General features: G+C 70.5%; 2 protein-coding genes and 1 pseudogene. 2 read left to right on the top strand and 1 reads right to left on the bottom strand.

What is annotated here, in order from left to right; genetic code table 11:
* A pseudogene (locus BZL64_RS42210) lies at positions 1–120 on the bottom strand (NAD(P)/FAD-dependent oxidoreductase); the annotation flags it as partial.
* Between the two features lie 246 nt (positions 121–366).
* Between BZL64_RS42210 and BZL64_RS26310 the strand changes: the two are divergent.
* A complete protein-coding gene (locus tag BZL64_RS26310) occupies positions 367–819 on the top strand; it encodes a DoxX family membrane protein (protein ID WP_086771669.1) in 453 nt (150 codons plus the stop codon).
* Positions 820–856: 37 nt separating this feature from the next.
* Positions 857–1,175 (top strand): Zn-ribbon domain-containing OB-fold protein (locus tag BZL64_RS26305; RefSeq protein WP_107430348.1); only part of this gene is annotated, 319 nt, incomplete at its 3' end.

The following is a 1,175-nucleotide window of genomic DNA, read 5'->3' as shown; positions in this document are numbered from 1 at the left end:
GCGCAGCGCGTACGCGGTGGCGAGGCCGCCGGGGCCGCCGCCGATGACGTAGACCGGCCGGTCGGCCGCGTTCGCGGCGGTGATCGAGGAGGGGTGGGGCGTCGGTGCGGAGTCTTCCATGAGCGCGAGCGTAATCATGCGGGGCATTGATGGGTCTCGGTCAAGACCGGAATTGGTTGCGGATCGATCACGCCTGTACGAGTGGTGTGTGCGGTCGGTGACGTAGGTCACCTGGTTGTGGACAGGAAGGGGCGGGACTCGGTCGCGGGAGTGGACCCGGTCGTGGACCTGGATGCGGTCGTGGACCGGCCGCGACGCCGGGGCGCGGTCTTCCCGCCCCACTGAATCTGACGTACCGTCAGTTCTATGGACACGATCTGGCTCACCGGCGCGCAATGGCTGGCCGTGCTACGGATCGGGCTCGGCCTGTGGTGGCTGGAGAGCTGGCGGCACAAGGACAGGAAGGGCTGGTTCGAGCGCGGTTCCGGCATCGCGTGGGCGGCGGACATCGCGGCCAAGCACCGCTGGAGCGCCGTACGGTCCGGCTTCGACGCGGTGGTGGCACCCAGGCCGCGCGCGATGGCGTACGTGGTCGTGTACGCGGAACTGGCCCTCGGGCTGGGCCTCGTGATCGGGTTCCTCACGCCGATCGCCCTGGTGGGCGGCCTGCTGCTGAACCTCCTCTACTTCACCCTCATGATCCACGACTGGGCCGAGCAGGGGCAGAACGCGATGATGGCGCTGGTCTCGGTGGTCGCGCTGTTCGGGATGGCCTGGCAGAGCTGGTCGCTGGACGGCGCGCTGGGGTGGTTCGGATGAGGCGTTCTGACGCGGTGGCTCTGCTGGGGTGCCTCCGGTGACCTCGCGGTACGACCTCCCGGAGACCGATGCCTTCACGCGCACGTACTGGGAGGCGGCGGCCGAGGGGCGGCTCCTGATCCGGCGTTGCGGGGCGTGCGGGCGGGCCCATCACTACCCGAGGGAGTTCTGCCCGCGCTGCTGGAGCGAGGACGTGCGCTGGGAGGAGGCGAGCGGCCGGGCGAGCCTCTACACCTGGTCGGTCGTCCACCGTAACGACCTGCCCCCCTTCGGCGAGCGGACGCCGTACGTCGCCGCCGTCGTCGACCTCGCGGAGGGCCCGCGGATGGCGACGGAACTGGTGGGGGAGGGTGAGC

The organism is Streptomyces bobili (assembly GCF_002154575.1).
Classification (GTDB): domain Bacteria; phylum Actinomycetota; class Actinomycetes; order Streptomycetales; family Streptomycetaceae; genus Streptomyces; species Streptomyces bobili.
The sequence above is the reverse complement of the archived record's forward strand: the minus strand, read 5'-3'. Positions and strand labels throughout refer to the sequence as shown.

What these genes read in the sequence shown, in the direction of transcription:
- BZL64_RS26310 (WP_086771669.1), top strand. Translation starts at nt 367, where the DNA reads ATGGACACGATCTGGCTCACCGGCGCGCAATGGCTGGCCGTGCTACGG.